The organism is Ruminococcus flavefaciens, assembly GCF_900143025.1.
In the GTDB taxonomy this organism is placed as follows: Bacteria; Bacillota; Clostridia; order Oscillospirales; family Ruminococcaceae; genus Ruminococcus; species Ruminococcus flavefaciens_I.
Window position 1 is genome coordinate 12,855 of sequence record NZ_FRCT01000013.1, and the last position, 17,969, is coordinate 30,823.

Genomic DNA, 17,969 nt, shown 5'->3' on the forward strand with positions numbered 1-17,969 from the left:
GGTACATATTATGAACAGCTTTTTCATATACGAAATGGAATACACAGGCAGCAGTTTCGAGACAGACGAGCTTGAAATGCTGCCCTTTTACGATGATTATTACAGTCAGTATGAGCAAGTGTACAATGAGTGCTTTTACGATATGCGGAAAGCTCTGGATATCGAGCCATATGATTTCTATTCCGATATCAGACAGATGAACGGAAAGAAGGAAAATATCTTTCTGCTCATGGAGGGCGAAACTATCATCGGCAGCGTAGGCTGCTTCGGTGCGGAAATTGATGACCTGATAGTGAATAGGAAGTATCATGGCAGGGGATACGGTAAGCAGCTGCTCATATGGGCGATAGGGCATATCAGAGAATATACCGGCGAGCCTATAACGCTCCATGTGGCTGAATGGAATAAAAGAGCGGTTGAATTATACACGCATAACGGCTTTGTGATAAAAAACAAGGAGCTTATAAGCCGTTAAAGTCTGACGTGCATTATGCTTTTTGTAAAAGGGCTGAAATGAGCTGTTTTTCAACGGAAAAACATTGAATATTGGAAAAATTAATTTTGAATTCTATGTTTTGAACAAAAAACAGAACACATATTTGTTGACTATTGAGGGCGGATAGTATCCACCTGTATAAGAGGTGAACAGATGATGGATAAATTTACTTTTCAGATTATTCTTTGCGGTATAGGTTACATAATAATATGGTTTGGGATATATTTCCTTTGTGCGAAAGCGCATATCCGAAGAGCAGAGGAAAACAATGAAGAACCCGATCTAAAAAGATTAAGGATATGTTTTATCGTTTCATGGCTGATAATTCATTCTTTTTTTGTGTGGCTCGGTATTGAGCTGACTAAATGGGGCGGACCGGATTAATAAAGTTTCAGGAGTGAAGATAATGGGAAAAGAACTAAAAACAAACGCTATGCGTTTTCTTGATAAAAGCAAGATAGAATATACGGTGCAGACCTATGAGTGCGACGAGTTCATAGACGGTATACACACCGCCGAAAAGCTGGGACAGCCTTTGGAGGAGACCTTCAAGACCTTAGTTGCACAGGGTAAGAGCGGAAACTATTTCTGCTTCCTTATACCTGTAGCACTGGAGCTTGATATGAAAAAGGCTGCAAAGAGCGTAGGAGAGAAGTCCGTGGAGCTTATCCACGTAAAGGACATAACGAAAATAACAGGCTATGTCCGCGGCGGCTGCACTCCTATCGGCATGAAGAAGCAGTTTATGACGGTGGTGCATAACAGTGCGGAGAGCCTGCCTCTTTTCTTCATCAGCGGTGGACGCATAGGCGTACAGATACATCTTTCACCGCAGGAGCTGGTGAAGGCTATACGCGGTAAATTCGAGGATATTATCCTCTGATCCTATGTGATGTTGCTCTGAAGGGAGGCGGAATATGAGCAGTGATCTCATAAGCGAAAGATCATACAGTGTCGGCAGAGTAGTCGTAGACAAAAGCTTCCATACCCAGAGCGGAGATGAAGCTTTTTTTACATTTTTCGGAAATGATGTTACATATTCCATAAGGCGTACCATAGACGATGAGGACTTTCCGCGGCTGGTCGAATGTATAGAGAATACGGCGGCAGGAGAGGTGCGCAGGACTGTGATACGCATGAAGGGCGTAAGCGGTGAATACCGCTGGATACTTGCGGCGGTAAGGTTTTTCGGCGCAGGTGAGAGCGAGCCCCTTTACTCTATAACCTTCAGTGATGTGCTGTCGCTAGAGTCCCTTGCGTACAGCCGCGAGAGCAAGGCTTGCGAATACCGCAGCGTACTCAGCCTTATTTCCGATCTTGCCTTTGAGTACAGCTTTGAGACTAAGCGCATACGGATATATATGTTCGATTGCTTCCGCGAGATAGTCCTCATGGACGAGGAGCTTGAAAAATGGCGCAGAAACGCTGTGGAAGCAGGCTATGTCCTCACAAGATACATCGAGACCTTCACCGCTCTTTGCAGGGATATCACAAGCGGAGTCTACCGCTTTGATCATGAGCTTGAAACGTCGATGTTCACAGAGGGCAAGACCCGTGAGACCTGTCTTTTCAGGGGAATGACGCGTTATGATATGCCTGATGTGAAAAGGGTCAGCGGTATTATTTCCGTGGTGAATTCGCGCAGCAGGACAAAGGACGTAAACCTTGCGCTTGAAGCAAACAAGGACTCTCTTTCGGGACTTCTCAACAAGCGTGCGGTAACTGCCTTTACGCAGGAGATACTTGCGGAAAAGCCTGCCTATAAAGTAAATCTTGTGATACTGGATATCGACAATTTCACTGATATAAACGGAGGCTATGGACATCTTTTCGGCGATGAGGTCATATACAAGGTGGCTTCTGTGATAAGGTCGGCAATAGGTTCGCGCGGTATTGCAGGAAGAATAAGCGGAAGCGGCTTCCTCATAGTCCTTGAAAATACCCGTGACGAGGAGGACTTGCGAGGAATTCTCCGAGCTATAAGGACGAATACGGAGTTCGCATTTGCGGACAGGTCGGACAAGATACACCTGACCTGTTCAATGGGCGTGGCTACATATCCTGTTGACAGCGAAAGCTATGACGAGCTTTTCATGCAGGCGGACAAAGCCCTGTATATCGCTAAGGAAAAGGGTCAGAACCGCTATGTTATCTACGACGTGGACAAGCACGGTCCTGTTGAAAAGGACATGGAGAACAAGATAGCCTTCCTCAGCGGAAAGGGCGAAGCGTCGAAAAAGCTTAGCTTTGTCAGCGGACTTGCGGAAAATCTCGTTCTGGGCAGGATACCCGATATATCGGTGCTTATCGAGCAGGTACGCTCACAGTTCGGCATAGACGATATATGCGTATTTTCGGGCGGCGATATGGGACTTATGCTAAGCTGCGGAAATGCCGCATCAAAAAATGCATCATATCTTCTCGAAAATAACTATACCGACCGTTTTTCGGGGGACGGTATATTCGTCATCGACAACGTAAACGAGCTTGAAGGACGCGATGACAATGCCTTTGCGAAGCTTACCGAGCAGAATATAGGGGGCGCGGTACAGTACCTCATAACCGAGGACAGCATGATAAAGGGCATGATATCTTTCTGTTATATAGGAAGGTTCAAGAAATGGTCTGTGGCAGATATAAATTATTTTGCCGTTATAGGAAGGGCTATATCCGCACTTCTCAAAAAACAGGCATATATATGATTTTATTGGGGATTACTTACTAAAACAGAACGCTGTATTTGTGTAGACATACGAAATTTTTTCAAAAGTGCAACGAAATGGCTTTCTGAAGCGACTTATATAGTAGAAAACTATTTTATTGGGGTGATCTTATGGAACGTACATTAACAGCATTCTCAGCAATTATTCTTCTCATAGGCTGCTGCACGGGCTGCGGCAGGAACAAAACCATAACAAAATCAAAGATGCCCGATATAGTCTTTATGTACTGTCAGAGCTCGGAGGACTCGTTTGTAAGCAAATTCTGCGACAAAAACGGCAACTGTTACGCCATAATATCCAAGGACGTAAAGAATATGGATATAAATGAGCTTAACCGCAGTTTCGCACAGGGCAGGCTCGGAAAGGATATAAAGCTCATAAAGAGCGGCGACAGGGACGAGGTCGAAAAGGCTTATACAAAGTTCGATGCTGCTTCAAAGCAGGATAATATCGGACTTATCCAGCCTACAGAGGTGCCTGCTGTGGAAGCTCCGTCTATGGCATGGTACGGTATATGCAGTAATGAAAATGATAAGCTTGAGAAGGTATGCATACACGAGAATAAGTGCATGACTGACGTATATTCGGGAAATAACGACATAAATGATGTTTATGACTGGCTTTCCGATAAGCTTTGAAGTGAATGTGAAAACAGATGATTAGCACTCTCACATTGAGAGTGCTAATTTTCATTATATTGTCACAAAACCTTGATATTCCTTTCAAAATACGGCTGTATCATATAGACAATGAAACGAAAGGAAGCGATACCGATGGGTAGTGCATATTATGAAGAAAACTGCATAGGATAAATATGATAGCTTGTCATAGTGATAAGCGAAATAATTATTTGGAGGCATGACTTATGTATGGACTTACACCTTTCGGCGGCACAGGCTTTGGTCTGTGGGACGCATTCAATGACTTTGACAAAAACTTTTTCGGCAGTAATATGCCGGTAAACAACTGTCGTACAGATATCCGCGATGACGGAGACAAGTACGTTATGCAGTCGGAGCTCCCGGGCTTCGAGAAGGAGGATATCAAGCTTGATATCAACGGCTCGCAGCTTACTATAGCTGCTGAGCACAGTACAAACAATGATGAAAAGGACGATAAGGGCAACTATATCCGCCGCGAGCGCACATTCGGCTCGTACAGGAGAAGCTTCGACATCGGAGATGTAAATACAGATGCTGTAAGCGCGGAGTACAAGAACGGCATACTCACAATTGAGCTGCCTAAGAAAGCTCCAGAAGCTCCTGTTGCAAAGCGTCTTGAAATAAAGTAATGGCAAGCCTGCCATAATAAAATACACCCTCATTGAGCCATGAAGAGCCATAACCTCTTCGTGGCTCCTTTTTTTGTTATCAGGCTGGTGGGACGTCGAGGACTTCCAACAGAAGCCGCGACCCTCTGTCCTTCGGACATCTCCCTGTACTACAGGGAGTCACCGTCCCCTACAGGTCAATGTTTGGCGGGACGTTGTCCCATACAGGCAGGGAGATTATGCAGGATTAACATTCGGGGGGGCTTAATTCCGTCGGAATGTACAAATCTGATAATAAACAGAAATAAAACTTCACTTTTAAGTTGAAATATGTTATAATACTATTATGAGTATCTATCGGAGGTGACTGCGCAATTGAAAAGGCTCTTTATCACAGACCTTGACGGTACGCTTCTCAGCTCTGACGGCAGTATATCGGTGAAAACTGCTGATATCATCAACAAGCTCACTCAGTCGGGAATGTACTTCACCTTTGCAACTGCAAGGTCGGTGTACTCGGCTAAGCCTTTGACTGCGGCTTTAGGCATCAATGTGCCGTGCATACTTATGAACGGCGTGAGCATCTATGACCTTAAAGCAGACGGATATATTGCTAATCAGTACATATCCACGGAGGCTTCCGAAAAAGTCATTGAGGCTTTTAAGCGCGAGAAAGCGGAGGTTTTTCTGTACCGCTTCAATGAGGAGGTACTGACCTGCTACTATACCCGAGTGACTACGCGGGTAATGCAGAGCTTTGCGGAAGTGCGCAAAAACCGCTATAACAAGCCGTATATACAGTGTGCAGACCTTATGGACGCTGCAAATGAAAGGACGGTTTATTATACCGCTCTGGCAGAGTATGAAAGACTTTTGCCCGTAAAGCTTGCCGTTGACGGCATAGATGGTGTGGACTGCGCATTTTATGAGGATACTTACACAGGAAAATGGTTCTTAGAGGTGTTTTCGGCAGCCGCTTCAAAGTCAAACGGACTGCGGTATCTCCGTGAAAGCTACGGCTTTGACGAGGTAGTGGCTTTCGGGGATAATCTTAACGATCTTCCCATGTTCGCACAGGCTGATATAAGGATCGCTGTAGGCAATGCAAGGGAAGAGATAAAGGCTGCCGCAGACTATGTCATCGGTACCAACGATGAGGACGGAGTTGCACGGTGGCTGGTTGATGAACTTAGCCGTTAGCCATTTGCCATTAGCCGTTAGCTTATTGTAGGGGCGGATATAATCCGCCTGCGATATAACGATGAAACCAATGGGGCGATGTGGGCATCGCCCCCTACAAGAAACGCTAAAGGCTAAGGGCTTTATCAATAGATAATCTTTAACATGAAAGGAAAATACATAAAATGAAGAAATTAATGCTTGGAAACGAAGCCTTCGCAAGAGGCTTATATGAGGCAGGATGTCGCGTAGTATCAAGCTATCCCGGTACTCCTTCCACGGAGATAACCGAGGAGGTGGCAAAGTACGACGAGGTATACGCAGAATGGGCACCTAATGAAAAGGTCGCTATGGAGACAGCTTTGGGAGCTTCTATAGCAGGTGCAAGAAGCTTCTGCGGAATGAAGCACGTTGGTCTCAACGTTGCTGCCGATCCGCTCTATACAGCAGGTTATACAGGCGTTAACGCAGGCATGGTCATCGCAGTAGCAGACGATCAGGGTATGCATTCATCACAGAATGAGCAGGACAGCCGTCATCACGCTATCGCTTCAAAGGTGCCTATGCTTGAACCTTCCGACTCTACAGAATGTAAGGAGTTCGTTAAGCTTGCTTTCGAGCTTTCTGAGCAGTTTGACGCACCATTCATAGTAAGAATGTCCACAAGAGTTGCTCACTCACAGAGCATCGTTGAAATGGAGGAGCGCAATGACCTTCCTCTCAAGGAATACGAAAAGACACCAAGCAAGTTCGTTATGATGCCTGCTTACGCAAAGGGCAGACACGTATTTGTTGAGGAGCGTACAAAGAAGCTTATCGAGTACGCTGAGACTACTCCTCTCAACAGAGTTGAGATATCAGACAAGGCTGAATTCGGCGTTATTACAAACGGTGCTGCTTATCAGTACGTTAAGGAAGCTCTGGGCGACAAAGCTTCCGTACTCAAGCTTGGTATGGTAAATCCTCTCCCTGAAAAGCTTATTCAGGACTTCGCTAAGAAGTACGAGCAGGTTTACGTTATCGAGGAGCTTGACGGCATTATTGAGGAGCACTGCCGCAATATCGGCGTAAACAACGTAAAGGGCAAGGAGATATTCGGCTATATCGGCGAGCTTCCGCAGTCTGTTATCGCAGAGAAGCTTCTCGGCGAGAAGAAGGACTTCGTTGCTCTTGACGAGAATATCCCTGTACGTCCTCCTGTAATGTGCGCAGGATGTCCTCACAGAGGTCTGTTCTACTGCTTAAAGAAGCTGGGCGTTACAGTATCTGGCGATATCGGCTGCTACACTCTCGGAGCTGCTGCACCGCTCAACGCTATTGATACAACTATATGCATGGGTGCTTCTATCTCAGGACTCCACGGCTTCAACAAGGCAAGAGGAGCAGAGTCCGAGCACAAGACTGTTGCTGTTATCGGTGACTCAACATTCATGCACAGCGGTATGACAGGTCTTGTAAATATCGCTTACAATAATTCAAATTCAACTGTTATCATTCTCGATAACTCTATCACAGGTATGACAGGTCATCAGCAGAACCCGACAACAGGTAAGAACCTCAAGGGCGACCCTGCTGCTGCTGTTAATCTTGAAGAGCTTTGCAAGGCTATCGGTATCAAGCGTGTACGTGTTACAGACCCATACAAGCTTGCCGAGACTGAGGCTGCTATCAAGGAGGAGCTTGCTGCTGACGAGGCTTCGGTAATTATTTCCCGCCGTCCATGCGCACTTCTGAAATACGTTAAGCACAATCCGCCTGTAAAGGTAGACCATGACAAGTGCGTAGGCTGTAAGCAGTGTATGAAGCTTGGATGTCCTGCTATCTCAATGCGCGACGGCAAGGCTGTAGTTGACCACACTCTCTGCGTAGGCTGCGGCATATGTCAGGAACAGTGCAAACTTAACGCTATTCAGTGATTAGAACTAAGAGCTAAGAACTAAGTAGGGGACGGCGTCCTCGATGTCCCGATATGACTATTCAGTGGTTAGTAGGGAAGCCCGCCCTCGGGCTCCCGTATGTCATGACAGCAATGTAGGGGACGGCTTTTATTGAAAGCTCCGCTCTCCTGTAATAAATGCGCACATTGTGCGTCTATAAGAGAAGCAAGTATATATCATCAAACCATTAGTCTTACCATTAAATCGGAGTAATAATACCATGAAAATAAGAACTATTTATTGTCCGTACTGCAATATCTTAATGGAGTACATGGGCACGGAGCGTATGCAGCTCGGAAAATCAGGCTTTTTTACCGAAAATCTCAGCAATATATTATCGGGAGCTATGACTGTGAGCATTTACGAATGTCCACAGTGCGGAAAGCTTGAATTGTTCAGATTTAAGAAAACAAAGAGGAAATAAAATGTTACAGTTACCAATATATGAGGAGTTCGCACGTTGGCTGGACGACCTTCTCGAAAATAACGATATGCCTGAGGAGACTAAGGCTTTCTGCTTCAATCTCTATGAGGAGTCCGATGAGGAACATATCTACGGAGCACAGCTCATAGCCGCAGGGGAGTTTGACCCCGATGACAAGGACGGCGATTGGGCTTGCGAGGAGGTATGGAGCAGTGAGGAAAATATCTTCACGGTTGATACCTCAGATGAGGACGATACGGGCTGGAGCCATGCACTTGAGCTGTTTAAGGAAATGGCTGAAGAATACCTGAAAAACGGTAAGTACTCGGAGATAATAAAAGGGGCTAAGGGCGTTGCCATAGGTTTTGTTGACGGCGAACTTGAATTGTTATCCTGAGTTGTTTAAAATTAGGAGGATATGAAAAATGGATGATTTAATGGGTGGTATCGGAAGTCCTGACGGAATGGACGATATAAGTAATATGAACGCGCTTGCACAGCAGGCTGAGCAGGAAGCTAAACAGGCTGCAATGCAGGCAGGCAATAATGCGCAGAGCGGCTACGGACAGCAGTCCGCAGGCTACAGCAATGCGCAGAATGGCTACGGACAGCAGTCCGCAGGCTACAGCAATGCACAGAACAGCTACGGACAGCAGTCCGCAGGCTACAGCAATGCACAGAACAGCTACGGACAGCAGTCCGCAAACTACAACAGCTATGACACAAGAAGCGGTTATCCCGCATCTGATACGGTATACAGCGATTTCGGAGCAGATGAGTCGAAGCTGGTGCCGATACTCAAAGGTGTGCTTGGTGCTGTAATAGGCGCGATACCGGGAGTTATACTCATTATACTTGTTGCAAAGCTGGGTTTTATAGCTTCTATCTGCGGAGCTGTTATGGCGGTATGTATCTTCTTCGGATACAACCTGATGACAAAAAATACCCATCTGGACGAAAAAACAGGTCTGATAATATGTGCGTGTGTAATGATTTTTGCTATTTATTTTGCAGTCCGCACATCATGGTGTCTGGAAATATCGTCCTACCTGCAAAACGAGATCGGCATAAAATCGGGCAGTCTTAGTACGGAGCAAAGTAATTTGCTGTATGAACTGATAGGTATAAGAGATGTTTCATTCTCTGAGATATCGTCTGAATTCAGTTCATTGCTGGAAAAATGCGATTTCAAGGGCGAGTTTATCAAGACGCTGCTTGAAAACATTGCTTTTGCTGCACTGGGCGGCTTCGGAACCTTTGCTAAATTCGGTAATATGGGTAATGTAAAAATATAAATCAACGATCTTTTAAGGAGCAATATAAAATGGACGATTTTATAAAAGGCTCGGATAACTACGATCCGCAGAAGAACAGCTTCACGGGTCAGGGAAATGCAGCGGAAGGCTACGGACAGAAGAAGGACACAGGCTATAAGCCTGCACCTGATTTCTATGCTATGTACAACGAGCGCAATGCAAGCTCGGATACAGAGTTCATGCTGCTGGTCAAAGGCGCTTTGGGCGCTATGATCGGTGCGATACCGGGCTTTTTTATGATAGCGATCATTGCAAGATTTGGTCTCATTGCTTCCATATGCGGAGCACTGCTGGCGGCAGGAGTATTCTTCGGATATTACCTTGCTACCCACAAAAGCGGCTTCAATCTCAAAGCAGGCGGCATAACCTGTATCATCGTAATGATAATAGCAGTATATCTGGCTGTGCGCACATCATGGGTGTATGAGCTGAAGGATACACTGTTGGAGATGAAAAGCCTGACGTCCGCATATCTGGGAAAAAGCAGCAGTTATGAAGACGGTTATAAATCTGGCATGAACGATGTATCAAGGCTGGTGCTGGGCTATGAAAAGCCGACCTATTCAAATTGTTCGGATTGCTTCGGTGATCTTCTTTCGACACTTGGAAAGAAGGGATTGTTTATGGCATCTCTCGCAGAGAATTACATATTCAGTGCGATAGGTGGAGTCTGGATATTTTCAAAGTTCGGAAAAAAGAGCTATTAAGAATTTATTATCATAAGGAGTAATATAAAATGGAAACAAAATCTATTATGATCGTAGGTGTCGGCGGACAGGGTTCGCTGCTCGCTTCAAGACTTTTAGGAAATGTGCTTCTTGCACAGGGCTATGACGTAAAGGTTAGCGAGGTACACGGAATGTCGCAGAGAGGCGGCTCGGTCGTAACATACGTAAAGTATGGTGATAAGGTCTATTCCCCTGTAATAGAAAAGGGCGAGGCTGATGCTGTTATTTCCTTCGAGCTTCTTGAGGCTGCAAGATGTCTGCCATACCTCAAAAAGGGCGGCAAGCTCATAACCTCAACACAGCAGATAGACCCTATGCCCGTTATCACAGGTGCTGCACAGTATCCCGAAAATCTCGTTGAAAAGCTGAAGGCAGCAGGCGCAGAGCTTGTAGCTGTAGACGCTCTTTCACTTGCTGAGCAGGCAGGTACTGCAAAGGCTTCAAATGTTGTTCTCATGGGCGTTCTTGCTTCACGTATGGACTACCCCGACGAGCTCTGGCAGAAGGCACTTGAACAGTGCGTACCGCCTAAGTTCCTTGAACTCAACAAGAAGGCTTTCGAGCTTGGCAAAGCAGCTAAATAAACTATGTAGGGGCGGATATTATCCGCCCGCAGACGATGAAATAATTATAAATGACCGATTGTAGGGGACGCCGTCCCACAGATAACTACAAAAGAACATCATATTATAACATAATAAATCCATAAATAAGGAGTAGAAGTCCAATGGAAAAATATTGGAACAAAGAGATCGAGTGTGCATCGCGGGAAGAAATGAAAAAGCTTCAGGACGAAAGACTCGTTGCACAGGTTAAGCACGTATATGAAAACGTGAAGTATTACCGTGATCTCATGGACAAAAAAGGCGTAAAGCCTGAGGACATCAAGGGAACGGAGGATCTTCACAAGCTGCCGTTCCTGAGTAAGGCAGACCTCAGAGAAGCTTATCCTTACGGACTCCTTGCAAAGCCGCTCAGCGACTGTGTAAGGATACATTCCACAAGCGGCACTACAGGTAAAAGAGTAGTTGCTTTCTACACTCAGAATGATGTGGATATGTGGGAGGACTGCTGTGCAAGAGCTATCACAGCAGCAGGCGGTACAAATGAGGACGTGGTTCAGGTAGCTTACGGCTACGGACTTTTCACAGGCGGTATGGGACTTCACGGCGGTTCACACAAGGTCGGCTGTCTCACTCTTCCTATGAGCTCGGGCAATACCGAAAGACAGATACAGTTCATGCAGGATCTGGGTGCGACGATACTTTGCTGTACGCCTTCCTATGCGGCTTATATCGGCGAAACTGTCGCTGAAATGGGCATAAAGCCCGAGGATCTGAAGCTCAAGGCTGGTATCTTCGGTGCAGAGCCGTGGACTGAGGAAATGCGCCGCAGTATCGAAAAATCACTGGGTATAAAGGCTTTTGATATCTTCGGTCTTACAGAGTCAAGCGGTCCTGGTGTTGCGTTTGAATGTTCCGAGCAGAGCGGTATGCACATAAATGAGGACAACTTCATACCTGAGATAATCGACCCTGATACGGGAGAAGTACTCCCCGAGGGAGAGGTTGGCGAGCTTGTTTTCACAAGCATCACAAAGGAAGCATTCCCGCTTCTCCGTTATCGTACACGCGACCTCTGCAAGCTCAGCAGAGCAAAGTGTTCATGCGGACGTACTCTCATAAAAATGGCTAAGCCTATGGGCAGAAGCGATGATATGATGATAATTCGCGGAGTAAATGTATTCCCGTCACAGATAGAAACAGTTCTCATCGAACAGGGCTATTCACCAAACTACCTTATAGAAGTAGACCGTGTAAACAATACGGATACTCTCGATATCAGCGTAGAGATGAATCCCGATCAGTTCTCAGATAAGGTTAAGGATATGCAGAAGCAGGAGCGCGACTTAGCAGTTGCCATAAAGACAATGCTGGGTATCAATCCTAAGGTACATCTTGTTTCACCAAAGTCTATTACAAGAAGTGAAGGCAAGGCTGTAAGAGTTATTGATAAGCGCAAGCTTCATGATTGATTGTTTAGAGCAGGGGCACAGCGTTCCTGTGATATAAATTTCCAACTATTTTAAGGAGGTTTCATTTATGAAAATCAAAATTTTTTCCACAAATTATATGCCGGAGCAGGAGAAGTATCAGCGATTTGCTGCTTTTGAGAATGAGCTTAATCAGTTTATCTCTACAGTAAAGGTAATAGACATGAAGTTTTGTTCATCATCGGGACTTTGCCACGATGCACAGACCCATGTAAATGAGTATATCGACGAACATTCCGTTCTCGTAATGTATGAGGATCTTCCAAAAGCATAATGCTTCCTCTTGCTGACGCAGTAAAATATCAACCACAAAGGAGGGAGATCATATGTCAAACGTAAGACAGATCTCGGTTTTTGTAGATAATAAGCCTAATCAGGCGGCAGGTGTCATGCGAATGATAAAGGAGAGCGGAGTAAATCTCAGAGCTCTTAGCCTTGCTGATACTGCTGATTTCGGCATAATCAGACTCATTGCCAATGATACCGAAAAGACAGTGGATATACTGAGAGCGGCTTCGTATGCAGTAAATGTAACAGAGGTGCTGGCAATATCCATACCTGATTCTCCCGGTCAGCTCAGTCGTGTGCTGGACGTATTGGGTCAGGACAATGTAAATGTTGAGTATATGTACTCGTTCCTTGGTACCTCAGACAGGGCTGTATCCTTCGTTATCCGTGTCGATGACAATACACAGGCTTCTGAAGCTCTTAACAGAGCAGGAATTATTCAGCTTACCGAAAATGATATAGCTGAAATGTGAGTATTGCACAAAAAGTAAACCTGTACTTAAATTTATTATGAAAACACTTGACATAATTCCTCTTGTTGATGTATAATAAAAATGCAATATTTAACGAGAAAATATTGAACAGGAGTGATTTAAGATGGGAATTCTCGATAAATTTAATGATGCAAGCAGGGGTGTATCTGAAAAGGCTAAAAATATCTCAGAAGCCAGCAACCTCAAGAGAAAAATCCTTTATGAGGAGGAGCGCATCGTTGAGATCTTTACTGATATCGGAAAGAAGTATTACAAAAATCAGGGTGAAGATCCTGCAGCTCTCAAAGTGCTTTGTGACGATATAGATACAAGACGCAGAAGGATCAAGAAGATGAGATATGAGCTTAACGGCATCAGAGGATATAAGATATGTCCTAAGTGTGATGCTGAGGTAAATGAGCGTTTTCAGTTCTGTGGACGATGCGGTGCAAGACTTCCTGATATCGACGATGACGATTTCATGTCTCTTGAACCAAACGACTACTATACAGAAAGCAGCAACAATTTCTTTGATGCTGATTCTAATAAGAACTATTGATCACATGGGCTGTTCTGAGATTATCGGAACAGCCTTTTTGTTACCGAACTGGCGGCGTATGCGCTTGCATAGCCTGTTTGCGGGGATACACAGCACGAACCAGAAAAGGGAGAAGGGGATACATATCTGTCCCAGGAAATTAAAGGGCATATCCGAGTAATCCCATACATTCCAGTGCATAATAACATTGTCGAATATCCCAACGGTAAGCTCTATGGCTGTTATAAGAAAGGTGCCGATGATACAGCTTCGTATAAGCGTCATGGGACGGCTGTTTATGGCATAGAGTATGGTAAGTACAGCACCGCCCGTCAGGGACATGGTCCAGTGGGTATATCCGCGCATGACTATTTCTATGAGACTGTAGCAGAAATAGCCCATAAGAAATGAGAATAAAAGCTGTGAAAGCTTCATACGTATCAACTCCTTTTGGTTTTAGTATGGCGTTTTTTCAGGGCTTTATACAGGAAAGAGAGTTGAATGAATATGAGAAAAAGCTGTATACTTATGCATATATCAAGTCTGCCGTCTGAATACGGCATCGGAAAAATGGGAAAGGCTGCATTTGAGTTTGTGGATTTTCTCAAATCGGCTGAGGTGAAGTGCTGGCAGATACTGCCCCTTTCGCCTACAAGCTATGGTGACTCGCCATATCAGTCCTTTTCGGTAAAGGCTGGAAATCCTTATTTCATAGACTTTGATGTGCTTGAATGTGACGGACTTCTTGAGCATCACGAGTTTGCTTCCTTTGAATGGGGAAACGACCCCGAGAAGGTGGATTACAGCCTTTTGTATGACCATTGCTATGATGTGCTGAGGATAGCATTCAACAGGTTCAGACCTGCAAAAGCTCAGGGTTATAAGGAGTTCTGCGATGAGAACAAGAAATGGCTGGACGAGTATGCTCTGTTCATGGCTTTGAAATTCCGCTATGACGGCAAGCCCTGGTATGAGTGGGACAGCGATATATCCATGCATAAGACAAAGGCTGTTGCGGCTGCAAAAAAGGAACTGAAAAAGGATATCGGCTTCTATAAATTCATACAGTATGAGTTCCACAGACAGTGGAGCGAGCTGAAGAAATACGCTAATGACAGCGGTATCGAGATAATAGGTGATATCCCGATCTACTGCGCTCTGGACAGCGTTGAGGCGTGGGCGACACCTAAGCTTTTCCAGTTTGACAGAAAGCGCAGACCTGTTGCTGTGGCAGGCTGTCCGCCCGATGATTTCTCGCCTCTGGGTCAGCTCTGGGGCAATCCGCTGTATAACTGGGACTATCACAAAAAGACAGGCTACGCATGGTGGATAGACCGTATAAAGGCTGCATCTGAGCTTTATGACATCGTAAGGATAGACCATTTCCGCGGCTTTGAAAGCTATTACAGCATACCCTTCGGCAACGAGGACGCTACCGTGGGCGAATGGGAGAAGGGTCCGAATTACGAGCTTTTCAGGCTGGCTGAGGAAAAGCTGGGCAAGCTGAATATCATTGCCGAGGACTTGGGCTTTATTACTCCTGAGGTAAGAGAAATGCTGGACAAATGCGGCTATCCCGGCATGAAGGTGCTGCAATTCGGATTCAGCGACGGCGAGAACGAGTATTTGCCACATAATTACAGCAGTACCAACTACTTTGCATATACAGGTACTCACGATAACGAGACTCTTATCGGCTGGGTGGATACCCTTGATAAGAAGTCGCTGAAATTTGCCAAGCAGTACCTTAATGTAAAGAAGAAAAAGGAGATACCTATGGCAGTTATCCGCGCTGCATGGGGAAGTGTGGCTGAGGTAGCGGCTGCGCAGATACAGGACTTCCTCGACAGTCCTAAAGAGGGCAGAATGAATACTCCCTCAACTCTCGGCGGCAACTGGCAGTTCCGCACAAGAAAGTCCGATTTTACGCCTGAGTTGGCGAAAAAGATACGCAAGCTCAACAGGCTTTATAACAGGTGATGAAAAAGCCCTTCTATAATAGGGCAAAAAACGCGGTTTTTTCAACGGAAAACCATTGATTATCAGAAAAATTTTTTTGAGGGCAAGTTTTTGCCCTCTTTTTTATTGTGTGGGACGGTATAAAAATAGTGACAAGTGTCACTGTGAAAATGACAAATGACATCTTACAAAAGTCCCTTTTCTGTGGTATTATAATATCAGAAAAGGAGGGGAGCTTTATGACTAAAAAGAGCGATAATATCAAGTGGGTATGCTTCGGCGGTATAGGTGTGTATCTCATGCGCTGCATTACTATTGCGGCTGAGGACGGTCTCCATGCGCCGCTCTGGGATTATCTCGGACTGGGCTATGCTTCGGCTTTCGGAGCAGTGCTCATGCTTTCACTGCTCGGACTCATTGGTCTTGCGGTCTCAAAGCGCATAGGCAAGCGTAAAGCTACAGGCTTAAAGCCTATATCTATGGGCTATAAGATATCCTTTATCCTGTCATATATCCCGTATGTGCTTCTGCTCGCATACTGCCTTTATTGCAGCAAGTACGGCTTTGATTTCTTTACTACTACCTACGGCTGGGAAGGCTTTTACAATGCATTTCTTGTAATGGGTGCGGTATTCTGTATTGTCCCTGTATTGCCGTTCTGTCTTTTCTGGCAGATACTCTTTATCGTTAAATGGGTGAGAAACAGGAAAGTAAAGCAGGAAAATCATATTTGATTTGCCGAAAAAGTATTGTTATAGTATGTTTTTCAGAAAATTAGTGACAAATGTCACTATCAAAATAACAAAAAAGCCTTTAAATGTTCATATTTATAGTGTATAATTGTCGTATCAGCTTTTTTCATTCATGATTTTTATGTTTGATCTTAGTTGTACTTTTACGCATAAACATTAAGAGAGATGGACAAAATCTGAAATACGGAGGTGAAAATAATATTTTTATAAGGTGTTTCAATGTAGGGGATGATGCTTGCATCATATTGAAACATTATGGATATGATTTATTTTAGGGAGTGAGCGTATGAATAAAAAAATTATGAAAGAAGCTTTATTAGCTACAATTCTGGATATTATCTTTATCATTTCAATTGTTCTGTTGAATGAAAAACATTGTAATGTAATACTTATTCTGAGCAATGTTATTGTTGGCTGCACTGTTAAGGCAGCAGGTTTCTGGAATGATCTCGTCGCTGATAACGGCCACACCCACCTCGGAAAACGTTTTGAGGTAAGCGCTTTTGCTTTAGGACTCTTTGTAATTGCTGCTCTTATTATGTTATGGGCAGGTATATGGTTTGTCCTTTATACGGGAATAGGTCTGTTTGTGGTGTTTATCTATGACTGGATAGCATATTTCCTTTTCAAGACTTATGCACATTCAAGAAAGAAGAAAAAGATCAAAGCTTAAAACAGACTTTGGTTCAGTGCTGCGGCATTATGTGATGCGGCGCTGCAAAAACAATGAAGGTATTATCATTGATATTAGAACAAAGCCCCCGATATTTATATCGGGGGCTTATTATGTTAAATTATAAAAATATGTAAAGCTGACTTGACAAAAAATGTAAAGTGTGCTATACTATAATCACAGAAAAAGTAAAGCTCGCTTTATATCAAAAGGAGGAGTCATCATGATTGAAAATATACACAATTTTATAGAGGCGGCTTTGCCGTGGATAACAATAGCTACAGCCATTGCAGTTTTCAGTGTTTGCAGAGACAGGGCTGAAAAGGAGAATAAACATGAAGAATAAGATTCAGGAGCTGCGAAAAGCCCGAAAGGTCACGCAGCAGGAGCTTGCCGACGCGCTCAGCGTCACGCGGCAGACTATAATATCACTGGAAAACGGAAAATACAATGCGTCCCTCACTCTCGCTCACAAGGCGGCGCAGTTCTTCGGCGTTACTATCGAGGAGCTGTTCATATTCGAGGGCGAGGAAAATCTCTAAGGAGGAAAGTTATGGAGGAGTTCAAGATAACATTACAGAAGAAAATAAGGGTATATTACTTGTTTTCGGGAATCTGCGCAGCGGGAGTGCTGCTGCTGACCATATTCGGCAAAGCAAATGACGGATTTAATGCAACAAGCGGTTTATTGGGGGCGTTGTTTGCTATTTCTTTCTGCAATATAATAAAAATCAGAAAGGCACTCAAAAATGATGAGATGCTAAAGCAGATATATATAAGGAATACTGATGAAAGAAACATCCAAATTACCAAAGAAGCGGCAAATGCTTCATTTCATGCCATTATAATCGGTATCGCGTTAGCAACCGTAATAGCTAACTTCATAAGCGTAACTGTGAGCTGCACACTTTCGGTATGTCTTGCGTTCATTTTCGTGGTCAATGGTGCTTTAAGTGCGTATTATAACAGTAAAATGTGAATCAAAACAAATTGGCAAAATCTGATGTATAATTTCGGTGAAATTAAGAGAACATATTTATGCCAAAAGAAACACCCGAAGCGGAACTTCGGGTGTTTTTTATGTTCGTCTGAGCATATTACACATTAATCAGCTGTGAGCACTTTTTCAGAGAGCGAAACTGAAAGCAATATACTTTGCT

General features: G+C 44.4%; 23 protein-coding genes. 22 read left to right on the forward strand and 1 reads right to left on the reverse strand.

Annotated features, from left to right (window positions below; genetic code table 11):
- Positions 1-10 precede the first annotated feature (10 nt).
- The 16 genes from BUB28_RS12395 (at position 11) to BUB28_RS12475 (ending at position 13,446) form a co-directional block, all read left to right on the forward strand.
- On the forward strand, positions 11-475 hold the full coding sequence (locus BUB28_RS12395; RefSeq protein ID WP_072951868.1) for a GNAT family N-acetyltransferase: 465 nt from the start codon (positions 11-13) through the stop codon (positions 473-475).
- Between the two features lie 427 nt (positions 476-902).
- Positions 903-1,379, forward strand: a complete 477-nt coding sequence (gene ybaK, locus BUB28_RS12405) for a Cys-tRNA(Pro) deacylase (protein WP_072951870.1) — start codon at positions 903-905, stop codon at positions 1,377-1,379.
- A gap of 34 nt (positions 1,380-1,413) precedes the next feature.
- Positions 1,414-3,198, forward strand: a complete 1,785-nt coding sequence (locus BUB28_RS12410; RefSeq protein ID WP_072951871.1) for a sensor domain-containing diguanylate cyclase — start codon at positions 1,414-1,416, stop codon at positions 3,196-3,198.
- Between the two features lie 131 nt (positions 3,199-3,329).
- Entirely contained in the window at positions 3,330-3,857 is a 528-nt protein-coding gene (locus BUB28_RS12415; RefSeq protein ID WP_072951872.1) for a hypothetical protein, read from the forward strand.
- 227 nt (positions 3,858-4,084) lie between these two features.
- Entirely contained in the window at positions 4,085-4,510 is a 426-nt protein-coding gene (locus BUB28_RS12420; protein WP_072951873.1) for an Hsp20/alpha crystallin family protein, read from the forward strand.
- A 354-nt stretch (positions 4,511-4,864) separates the two neighbouring features.
- Entirely contained in the window at positions 4,865-5,689 is an 825-nt protein-coding gene (locus tag BUB28_RS12425) for a Cof-type HAD-IIB family hydrolase (RefSeq protein WP_072951874.1), read from the forward strand.
- 164 nt (positions 5,690-5,853) lie between these two features.
- A complete protein-coding gene (iorA, locus tag BUB28_RS12430; protein ID WP_072951875.1) occupies positions 5,854-7,584 on the forward strand; it encodes an indolepyruvate ferredoxin oxidoreductase subunit alpha in 1,731 nt (576 codons plus the stop codon).
- Positions 7,585-7,825: 241 nt separating this feature from the next.
- Positions 7,826-8,029 (forward strand): hypothetical protein, encoded by a 204-nt coding sequence (locus tag BUB28_RS12435; RefSeq protein ID WP_072951876.1) that lies wholly within the window; start codon positions 7,826-7,828, stop codon positions 8,027-8,029.
- Between the two features lies 1 nt (position 8,030).
- Positions 8,031-8,426 (forward strand): hypothetical protein, encoded by a 396-nt coding sequence (locus BUB28_RS12440; protein ID WP_081373511.1) that lies wholly within the window; start codon positions 8,031-8,033, stop codon positions 8,424-8,426.
- Positions 8,427-8,454: 28 nt separating this feature from the next.
- Entirely contained in the window at positions 8,455-9,324 is an 870-nt protein-coding gene (locus BUB28_RS12445; protein WP_072951877.1) for a hypothetical protein, read from the forward strand.
- Between the two features lie 29 nt (positions 9,325-9,353).
- Positions 9,354-10,052 carry a hypothetical protein gene (locus BUB28_RS12450; RefSeq protein ID WP_072951878.1) on the forward strand — a complete coding sequence of 233 codons (699 nt, stop codon included), beginning with the start codon at positions 9,354-9,356 and terminating at the stop codon, positions 10,050-10,052.
- A 29-nt stretch (positions 10,053-10,081) separates the two neighbouring features.
- Positions 10,082-10,657: an indolepyruvate oxidoreductase subunit beta gene (locus tag BUB28_RS12455; protein WP_072951879.1), complete on the forward strand. Its 576-nt coding sequence runs from the start codon at positions 10,082-10,084 to the stop codon at positions 10,655-10,657.
- Positions 10,658-10,800: 143 nt separating this feature from the next.
- Positions 10,801-12,108 (forward strand): phenylacetate--CoA ligase family protein, encoded by a 1,308-nt coding sequence (locus BUB28_RS12460; protein ID WP_072951880.1) that lies wholly within the window; start codon positions 10,801-10,803, stop codon positions 12,106-12,108.
- Between the two features lie 67 nt (positions 12,109-12,175).
- Positions 12,176-12,400, forward strand: coding sequence for a hypothetical protein (locus BUB28_RS12465; RefSeq protein ID WP_072951881.1), 225 nt, complete (start codon positions 12,176-12,178; stop codon positions 12,398-12,400).
- 52 nt (positions 12,401-12,452) lie between these two features.
- Complete coding sequence (locus BUB28_RS12470) at positions 12,453-12,887, forward strand: amino acid-binding protein (RefSeq protein WP_072951882.1); 435 nt, start codon at positions 12,453-12,455, stop codon at positions 12,885-12,887.
- A gap of 124 nt (positions 12,888-13,011) precedes the next feature.
- On the forward strand, positions 13,012-13,446 hold the full coding sequence (locus BUB28_RS12475) for a zinc ribbon domain-containing protein (protein WP_072951883.1): 435 nt from the start codon (positions 13,012-13,014) through the stop codon (positions 13,444-13,446).
- Here BUB28_RS12475 and BUB28_RS12480 read toward each other — a convergent pair whose 3' ends face one another.
- A complete protein-coding gene (locus BUB28_RS12480) occupies positions 13,447-13,860 on the reverse strand; it encodes a putative ABC transporter permease (RefSeq protein WP_072951884.1) in 414 nt (137 codons plus the stop codon). It abuts the gene before it with no gap.
- Positions 13,861-13,932: 72 nt separating this feature from the next.
- Between BUB28_RS12480 and malQ the strand changes: the two genes are divergently transcribed.
- The 6 genes from malQ (at position 13,933) to BUB28_RS12505 (ending at position 17,788) form a co-directional block, all read left to right on the forward strand.
- Positions 13,933-15,405: a 4-alpha-glucanotransferase gene (gene malQ / locus BUB28_RS12485; protein WP_072951943.1), complete on the forward strand. Its 1,473-nt coding sequence runs from the start codon at positions 13,933-13,935 to the stop codon at positions 15,403-15,405.
- 218 nt (positions 15,406-15,623) lie between these two features.
- Entirely contained in the window at positions 15,624-16,118 is a 495-nt protein-coding gene (locus tag BUB28_RS12490; RefSeq protein ID WP_072951885.1) for a hypothetical protein, read from the forward strand.
- A gap of 304 nt (positions 16,119-16,422) precedes the next feature.
- The gene (locus BUB28_RS12495; RefSeq protein WP_072951886.1) at positions 16,423-16,809 is read left to right on the forward strand and encodes a hypothetical protein; all 387 of its coding nucleotides are present in this window, start codon (positions 16,423-16,425) and stop codon (positions 16,807-16,809) included.
- 223 nt (positions 16,810-17,032) lie between these two features.
- Positions 17,033-17,155 carry a hypothetical protein gene (locus BUB28_RS17505; RefSeq protein ID WP_278291193.1) on the forward strand — a complete coding sequence of 41 codons (123 nt, stop codon included), beginning with the start codon at positions 17,033-17,035 and terminating at the stop codon, positions 17,153-17,155.
- Complete coding sequence (locus BUB28_RS12500) at positions 17,145-17,351, forward strand: helix-turn-helix transcriptional regulator (protein WP_028516074.1); 207 nt, start codon at positions 17,145-17,147, stop codon at positions 17,349-17,351. The genes BUB28_RS17505 and BUB28_RS12500 overlap by 11 nt, the downstream gene beginning before the upstream one ends.
- An 11-nt stretch (positions 17,352-17,362) precedes the next feature.
- On the forward strand, positions 17,363-17,788 hold the full coding sequence (locus BUB28_RS12505) for a DUF2178 domain-containing protein (RefSeq protein ID WP_072951887.1): 426 nt from the start codon (positions 17,363-17,365) through the stop codon (positions 17,786-17,788).
- The last annotated feature ends 181 nt before the right edge of the window (positions 17,789-17,969 follow it).

What these genes read in the sequence shown, in the direction of transcription:
- BUB28_RS12395 (WP_072951868.1), top strand. Translation starts at nt 11, where the DNA reads ATGAACAGCTTTTTCATATACGAAATGGAATACACAGGCAGCAGTTTC.
- ybaK (WP_072951870.1), top strand. Translation starts at nt 903, where the DNA reads ATGGGAAAAGAACTAAAAACAAACGCTATGCGTTTTCTTGATAAAAGC.
- BUB28_RS12410 (WP_072951871.1), top strand. Translation starts at nt 1,414, where the DNA reads ATGAGCAGTGATCTCATAAGCGAAAGATCATACAGTGTCGGCAGAGTA.
- BUB28_RS12415 (WP_072951872.1), top strand. Translation starts at nt 3,330, where the DNA reads ATGGAACGTACATTAACAGCATTCTCAGCAATTATTCTTCTCATAGGC.
- BUB28_RS12420 (WP_072951873.1), top strand. Translation starts at nt 4,085, where the DNA reads ATGTATGGACTTACACCTTTCGGCGGCACAGGCTTTGGTCTGTGGGAC.
- iorA (WP_072951875.1), top strand. Translation starts at nt 5,854, where the DNA reads ATGAAGAAATTAATGCTTGGAAACGAAGCCTTCGCAAGAGGCTTATAT.
- BUB28_RS12435 (WP_072951876.1), top strand. Translation starts at nt 7,826, where the DNA reads ATGAAAATAAGAACTATTTATTGTCCGTACTGCAATATCTTAATGGAG.
- BUB28_RS12440 (WP_081373511.1), top strand. Translation starts at nt 8,031, where the DNA reads ATGTTACAGTTACCAATATATGAGGAGTTCGCACGTTGGCTGGACGAC.
- BUB28_RS12445 (WP_072951877.1), top strand. Translation starts at nt 8,455, where the DNA reads ATGGATGATTTAATGGGTGGTATCGGAAGTCCTGACGGAATGGACGAT.
- BUB28_RS12450 (WP_072951878.1), top strand. Translation starts at nt 9,354, where the DNA reads ATGGACGATTTTATAAAAGGCTCGGATAACTACGATCCGCAGAAGAAC.
- BUB28_RS12455 (WP_072951879.1), top strand. Translation starts at nt 10,082, where the DNA reads ATGGAAACAAAATCTATTATGATCGTAGGTGTCGGCGGACAGGGTTCG.
- BUB28_RS12460 (WP_072951880.1), top strand. Translation starts at nt 10,801, where the DNA reads ATGGAAAAATATTGGAACAAAGAGATCGAGTGTGCATCGCGGGAAGAA.
- BUB28_RS12465 (WP_072951881.1), top strand. Translation starts at nt 12,176, where the DNA reads ATGAAAATCAAAATTTTTTCCACAAATTATATGCCGGAGCAGGAGAAG.
- BUB28_RS12470 (WP_072951882.1), top strand. Translation starts at nt 12,453, where the DNA reads ATGTCAAACGTAAGACAGATCTCGGTTTTTGTAGATAATAAGCCTAAT.
- BUB28_RS12475 (WP_072951883.1), top strand. Translation starts at nt 13,012, where the DNA reads ATGGGAATTCTCGATAAATTTAATGATGCAAGCAGGGGTGTATCTGAA.
- BUB28_RS12480 (WP_072951884.1), bottom strand. Translation starts at nt 13,860, where the DNA reads ATGAAGCTTTCACAGCTTTTATTCTCATTTCTTATGGGCTATTTCTGC.
- malQ (WP_072951943.1), top strand. Translation starts at nt 13,933, where the DNA reads ATGAGAAAAAGCTGTATACTTATGCATATATCAAGTCTGCCGTCTGAA.
- BUB28_RS12490 (WP_072951885.1), top strand. Translation starts at nt 15,624, where the DNA reads ATGACTAAAAAGAGCGATAATATCAAGTGGGTATGCTTCGGCGGTATA.
- BUB28_RS12495 (WP_072951886.1), top strand. Translation starts at nt 16,423, where the DNA reads ATGAATAAAAAAATTATGAAAGAAGCTTTATTAGCTACAATTCTGGAT.
- BUB28_RS17505 (WP_278291193.1), top strand. Translation starts at nt 17,033, where the DNA reads ATGATTGAAAATATACACAATTTTATAGAGGCGGCTTTGCCGTGGATA.
- BUB28_RS12500 (WP_028516074.1), top strand. Translation starts at nt 17,145, where the DNA reads ATGAAGAATAAGATTCAGGAGCTGCGAAAAGCCCGAAAGGTCACGCAG.
- BUB28_RS12505 (WP_072951887.1), top strand. Translation starts at nt 17,363, where the DNA reads ATGGAGGAGTTCAAGATAACATTACAGAAGAAAATAAGGGTATATTAC.